Origin of the sequence: Kamptonema animale CS-326, from assembly GCF_028330895.1 — a bacterium.
Lineage (GTDB): Bacteria > Cyanobacteriota > Cyanobacteriia > Cyanobacteriales > Microcoleaceae > Kamptonema > Kamptonema formosum.
The window spans coordinates 1-6,445 of the sequence record NZ_JAQMUA010000369.1; the positions used below are offsets into that span (position 1 = coordinate 1).

The following is a 6,445-nucleotide window of genomic DNA, read 5'->3' on the forward strand; positions in this document are numbered from 1 at the left end:
GGAGTTACTGATGGCGTTGGAGTTGCTGATGGCGTTGGAGTTACTGATGGAATTGGTATTGGTGTTGGGGTAACTGATGGTGTCGGTGTAACTGATGGCGCTGGAGTTAATGATGGAATTGGTGTTGGAATTGGGGTAACTGATGGTGTCGGTGTTGGTGTTGGGGTAACTGATGGTGTTGGTATTGGCGTGGGAACAGGTGTCGGCGTTGGAGTAGTATCTACAATAGTCAAAACAGCCTGAGAATTAGCTCCCAAAGTTGCCCCATTTGTGGGAGAATTTAAACTTAAATTAACAGTTTCATCTCCTTCTACTAAAGGATCGTCAGTAATAGGAATAGTGAAAATTTTATTAATTTCACCAACCCCAAAACTTAAAGAACCAGTGACAGCAGTGTAGTCACTCCCTGCATTGGCACTACCATCAGAAGTGGTATAACTAACATTAGCCGCTACATTAGCACTACCTGTACGATTTACCGTAATTGTCGCAGTTACACCGTTTTCATTAATACTGTAAGTAGGATTGCTGAAACTAAATATACCAGGGTCAGCAACGTCATCATCATTAATGGTTAAAGTTGCCGTGTTTTGCGTTCCCAAAGTTGCCCCATTGGTGGGAGAATTGAGACTTAAATTAACGGTCTCATCGCCTTCTACTAAAGCATCATCAGTAATGGGAATCGTGAAATCTTTACTGGTTTCGCCAATGGCAAAACTTAAAGAATTATTGACAGTTGTGTAGTCACTCCCTGCATTGGCACTACCATCAGAAGTCGTATAACTAACATTAGCCGCTACATTACCGCTACCAGTGCGTTCAACAGTAATAGTAGCAGTTGCACCATTTTCATTAACACTGTAAGTAGGACTGCTGAAACTGAATATACCAGGATCGTTGACAGTAATTGTCGCAGTCTCAATGGCGTTGCTAAAGGCAAATACTCCACCAACACTGCTAGCCACTGAAATGTCTACCGTCCCTCCATTAGTACCAGTAGTTCCGTCCCAAGCTCGATAATCAATATTAGCTATTCCGCTATAGTTGAGGTTAGGCAGAAACCGGATCAAGGCATCTCCAGCTAACAATACTGAGGTCGTTGTTGTCGGGGCTAGTGAAGTCCAATTGGAGCCATTATCAGTTGAATATTCCCAACTACCATTACTATTATCCACCGATGTCACGACCATACCTTGAGTATCTACTGTATCGGGATCGGTGACAGCACCTCCGCCAATCAAACTAGAAACCACTGTACCAAGGTTGCTGGCAGGTGCTATGTTTTTGTTAATTGATGTTAGCGTAGGCGAAAGGCTATTATCTAATACAGGCGCATTGTTGGCAGTGAAAGCTGCGAATGCAGTGGGAATTCCGAAACCAGCGCCAAAATTGTTGTCGGATACAAGTATTAGCGATCGCTTCCCATTTGCCTGCGGCGGGCCAAAAGTCATCCCTTCAAAATTAGTACCTAGTGGAAAAGAAGATAAATCAAGAACCAAAGTTTTTTTAACTGCTGTAACTCCAGTACCAGGAAGAGGATCAAAGCCAGAAGAAATATCGGTTGCGCCTTCAATAGATAACTGATATAGCTTTCCGAATCCGAATGTTACATTACGATCTATAGCAAGAAAGGTATTATTATCCAGGGCTAATAGTTCAGAAATACCGTTTCCAGAATCCGTTTCATAGAGGAATTCTCGATCGGGTGTACCTGTAGATAAATTGTATCGCAAAATCCGCGAATTACTAGCAGTACCGTCTTGTTTTAAAGCTTGTTCAGTTGCCGTAAATAGAAACTGTTGGTCGGGGGTAATAGTCAGACTTTCAAAAGCTCTATTGCTAGTAATACCAGTAGCACCTGCTGATGCTGTAAATTTACTAGGAATAGTTAGTACCTCGTTTTCCTGTCCTGTTGTGATATTAAAAGTATTGATAAAAGGCTGAGAAGTTGGGTTAGCGCCACTAAAAATTCCTTCGGAAGAAATATAAACATCCGTCCCGTTAGAAGCTAAAGCAATGCCCTCTGTATCAGAAGTATCGCTGCCAAAAGGAGGCGGATTGCCTATAGTTCTTACACCTGTAAAAGCAACCCCTCCCGGTAACAATGCCCCCGAACTTACATCAATTGTGAGGGTATAAAATCGAGGATCGTCGGGACTACCTACAATATTACGACCGTCAGAAATACTATAGTAAGTATTGTTGGCATAATTGTAAGTAATGCCCGACAATCCGCCTAATGTTGTACCTGCATAATTTGTATTTGAAGCAAATGTTTCTGAGCCAATAAAATTTAAAGGTGCATTAGGATTCCTTAAATTATTAATCCAAACAGTGTTAATTCCACCGTTGGGTAAACCCAGCGATCCTGCACTATTAATAGTATAATTAGCAATTATATTTACAGCAGTAATACTGTTGGTAAATTCGACATTTGCGCCATTGTTCGGCGCTGGAATTTGTACCTTTACTGCATTAGCAAAGGTGCCATAATTGTCGGGTGCAGTTTTCCACGCGATAGAATCAACGGAAGTAGTACCAGTGCTGCTAGTATCTACCCAAACAATATCTGAATCAGCAAAATCTCCTCCGAATGGGTTGTTTCCCACTAACACATTATTGAGAAATGCACCGCCAGTGCCATTGTTAATCCGCAATTGAATATTCCAATCAGCATCGGTTCCAGCGGGGACGGGGTTGTAGGTAATATCGTCCGAAGAAATTACACTTGGGCCGCCGATTGCAATTATTGTTCCTGCCTTAAAAACAGAAGCAATACTCGCCATATTAGTAAATTTGTAAGCCGAATTTTTGGCATCTGTATCCGTAGTTGAATCGCCTACAAAAAAGCTCTCAAGCTGAGTTGCTGTCTGGTCTTTGGTCAGCAATAGTTCAATATATTCATTCCCTTGAAACTGTCCTTCACGTCGGAATTCATTGATGATTATATCTGGCATCAAAACATAGTTGTAAGCCTGCATCGCCTCCTGGCTGAATACCAAATGACTTTCAATTTTACCTGTAGCAAACTCTAACTCCCAGTCTCCACCTAATGCTTTATTTCCAGTCAAACTAACCGAAGCTGCAACATCGACCCCCGTCATCTGACTCAGTTGTTGTACAAATGCTTTTCCCTTCTCCCCTGCGGCCACTTCACACCCGTACAAAAGGATGTTTGCTTCATTTATTAAGGCAGTGCGCCACTGCTGGAAATGCTGGGTATAGGTAGATAAGTTATTAAAATTCAGCCAAATCGATCCTAGTTGCAAACTTCCGGGGCTACCGTGAGAGATAATGTGAATATTTTTAATACTTTTGCGACTTGCCAAAGCTGCGGTAATGTGCTCTATACCGTCCCGTGATGAATCTATTAAAACTACTTCTGTTCCTGCTTCAATTCCATTGAGGAGAGTTTGAAAGTCAGAAACCGCCACGTCGATAAAAGCGATCGCTTTAGCTGCAATTTGAGATCTTAGCATAGTACACCCGATCGAAGCAATTATTTGTAACGCCGCCCTCTGGGCGGTATTGTTGCCGCCTAGATGCCGACATTAGGTGAGTTCCCTAATTTTTAGATAACAGAAAATCTCATTCCCAATATTTTACTTAACTCAAATCAAAATTTGATCTGAATTTTATCCTGATTTTTCACCAAACGCAGGATATATAAAATGACCTTCCTGATGCCCGATCGGAGGTATGCCGCCAAAAGCTCACATAGAACCTCACCTCACAATTTGCGAACTCAAAACTCGCTATCGACAGACCCAAGATGCCACTGAATCCCGCCGGTGGCATCTGCTGCTGTTGGTTGCTAGGGATTGGACTATTAAGCACTCCGCCGCAGTCGTAGGTATCAACTACGATTACGCCAAAGAAATAGTCCAACGCTACAACCGGGAAGGGCCAAGTTCTGTCAGAAACCGCAGCGGAGAACGTCAGCCGCCGCCTGCAAAATCCCTGTTGACACCCGCGCAAAAAGAGGAACTGCGGCAAGCACTGCAAGGCCCTGCACCCGATGGTAAGGCATGGTCAGGCCCCAAAGTCGCTCGCTGGATTGCAGAAAAGACTGGCAGCGATCATGTCTGGCCCCAGCGTGGGTGGGACTATCTCAAGCGGTTAGGCGGAACCGCACAGGCCAAAGAAATAGATACATAACTAACCCACTCTTTTCTGTTCTCAATTTATTTCCGGATCTGTTTATAAAACATGGAGAGATGGTACGAGGGTTGCTGATGAAGGAAATAATAGCTTGAACGAGCTTAATTCTTTCTAGAAGCTATCATTTTGACCTTCACAACTATCTATTCACCCTAAAATACTGAACTTGATACCAAAAAATGAAACTGCAAGTCTTGACAAAAGTGCTGATGGTAACTGCGCTCGCCTTCAGCCTTACAACAGCCGCAAGCCAGCCCAGTTCTGCAAGTAGAACTCAGGATCTGAATAGCTGTAACACTAATAACGGTAGGAATAATTGCAACAACAATCATCGAGATGGCTGCAATAAACATCGTCCAGATGATTGTAATAACAATCATCAAGAGGCTTGCAATGACGACCGCCCTAATAATTGCTCGGAAACCAAAGTAGAATCTTGCAACAATCAGCATCCTAATACTTGTGAGCAAGAGCCCAAGGCGGAGGAAGTAAAACCTCCTCAAGCTACTCACCGTTTCTTCTGCGGCGATAACAACGGCGTTCCTACAACCTTTGTGGAAACACAAAAAGGTACTACTCCTGTAATTCGTTGGGTTTCCAATTACTTTTCCGATCATGGCTATGAACCTCTAACCCGGTGTCGCCAAGTATCTGCTAAATTTCAGCAGTTCTTTAATAATGGTTCGCTCAATTACATTACAACTGGTACTGTTAACCGTCAACCTGTAATCTGTGTTTCTAATACTAAAGGTGGCGCTTGTACGGGGGTATTATTCACACTCAAGCAGGCTGAAGATGCTAACCGGGTAATGCAAAACCTTTTTGATATCCGTTCTGGTGCTGCTGGCCCGCTAGAAGAAAGTGGCTCTCGCCTCTATTTCGATATGAATAATTACCTGAAAAGCATCGCAGGCGTTTCTCACTTTCCCAATTCTGGAGCTTCTAATTCTCAGCGGAGGAGTGGGGTTCGGTAGTATTCAGTTAAGACTTGAACAGTCAGAATTCAGAAGTTAGAAATGATTCTAGATTCTGAATTCTGTCTTTGTAAATGGGTGATGCTTTGATTTTTATTTGGCGCTCTATAGTGGAGGTATCAATTTTGATTGGAGCTTATTTGAGAGAAATTTTAAATCAGAAGAGTAGGAAATTTACTCAAGCCAAATGGACAAATTTTAATTCTGCTATTTTGTTTTCATTACCAGTTTTAATGGGCATTTTCTTTTTTCAATCCCAGGCTGTATCTAAAACTTATTCCGATTCTAAATTTGCTAGTTCTAGCACAGAGAATTCAGCAGGATGTAAAAAAGTACAGCAGTTTTCAAGTGAATTAAATATACCCCTACTCAGCCTTCCTCTCGATCGCAAGAAAGCATCAGATCGGGCTGGTGGTGTTTTGCCTCCAACTGATTTAAAATCTGCTGTAACTTGTGGTTTTGATCGAGGATTTCATCTAGATCGAGTTGCCAAATCGATCACTGTCAAGGTGAGGTCAGGAAATAGTTGGGGCTCAGGAATTTTGCTACAAAGGCAAGGTCAAGTTTATACAGTAGTTACCAACCGTCATGTCTTGAATTTAGGCGATTCTCCCTATATTATCGAAACTCCTGATGGTTATACTTATGAGGCTAATTTGCCTTCGATAAATATGCCTTTTGGCGGTAATGATTTGGCTATTTTGCAGTTCCGCAGTCTTGATAAATTTTATGCAATTGCCTCCCTGAAAAGTTCAAGAACACTATCAGAAGGAGATCGAGTTTTTGCAGCAGGTTTTCCCTTTGATGGGCGTGGATTTGTACTAACAAAAGGGTGGGTTTCCCTATTACCAGATCGAGCTTTAGAACAAGGCTATAAAATTGGTTACACCAATGATATTCAAAAAGGCATGAGTGGCGGGCCTCTGCTTAACATTCAGGGTGAAGTTGTGGGGATTAATGGAATGCACGCTTATCCTCTCTGGGGCGATCCTTATGTGTATAGAGATGGTTCTTTACCTAGTGCAGATGTCCGCGATCGGATGATTGCTTTAGCTTTCGCAATTCCGATTGATACTTTTGCCCAATTAGCTCCGCAGTTCGCCTCTCTTCCTGATAGTTTACCTACTCGTCATTGGAGTGGCAATAATGGGGGTTTATCTGCGTTTATGGATTTGTTAAGCTTAAAAGTGTCCAAGCCAATTGTACATCCTAAACCTGTAAGTCTGGATTCAGTTTTTGTGGAATAATTACGCTCTCAAAAGCATTCTTGGAGTTAATTAACCTAACGCACGCTTTACGTAACGCCCCCC

The 6,445-nt window shown here is 42.4% G+C and carries 4 protein-coding genes; 3 read left to right on the plus strand and 1 reads right to left on the minus strand.

All coding sequences use genetic code 11. From position 1 onward, the window contains the following. A partial coding sequence (locus tag PN499_RS21495) for an esterase-like activity of phytase family protein (protein WP_272034430.1) occupies positions 1–3,479 on the minus strand: 3,479 nt, incomplete at its 3' end. 220 nt (positions 3,480–3,699) lie between these two features. On the opposite strand from PN499_RS21495, the gene PN499_RS21500 reads away from it, so the two are divergent. The 3 genes from PN499_RS21500 to PN499_RS21510 all read left to right on the plus strand — a co-directional run bounded on the left by PN499_RS21500 (position 3,700) and on the right by PN499_RS21510 (position 6,382). Beyond that, entirely contained in the window at positions 3,700–4,158 is a 459-nt protein-coding gene (locus PN499_RS21500) for a helix-turn-helix domain-containing protein (protein ID WP_272034432.1), read from the plus strand. A gap of 182 nt (positions 4,159–4,340) precedes the next feature. Beyond that, entirely contained in the window at positions 4,341–5,135 is a 795-nt protein-coding gene (locus PN499_RS21505; protein WP_272034434.1) for a COP23 domain-containing protein, read from the plus strand. A gap of 125 nt (positions 5,136–5,260) precedes the next feature. Next, positions 5,261–6,382: a S1 family peptidase gene (locus PN499_RS21510; RefSeq protein ID WP_272034436.1), complete on the plus strand. Its 1,122-nt coding sequence runs from the start codon at positions 5,261–5,263 to the stop codon at positions 6,380–6,382. Positions 6,383–6,445: the final 63 nt, after the last annotated feature.

Excerpts from the sequence above, each read along its gene's own strand:
- PN499_RS21500 (WP_272034432.1), top strand. The coding sequence starts at position 3,700 with ATGCCGCCAAAAGCTCACATAGAACCTCACCTCACAATTTGCGAACTC.
- PN499_RS21505 (WP_272034434.1), top strand. The coding sequence starts at position 4,341 with ATGAAACTGCAAGTCTTGACAAAAGTGCTGATGGTAACTGCGCTCGCC.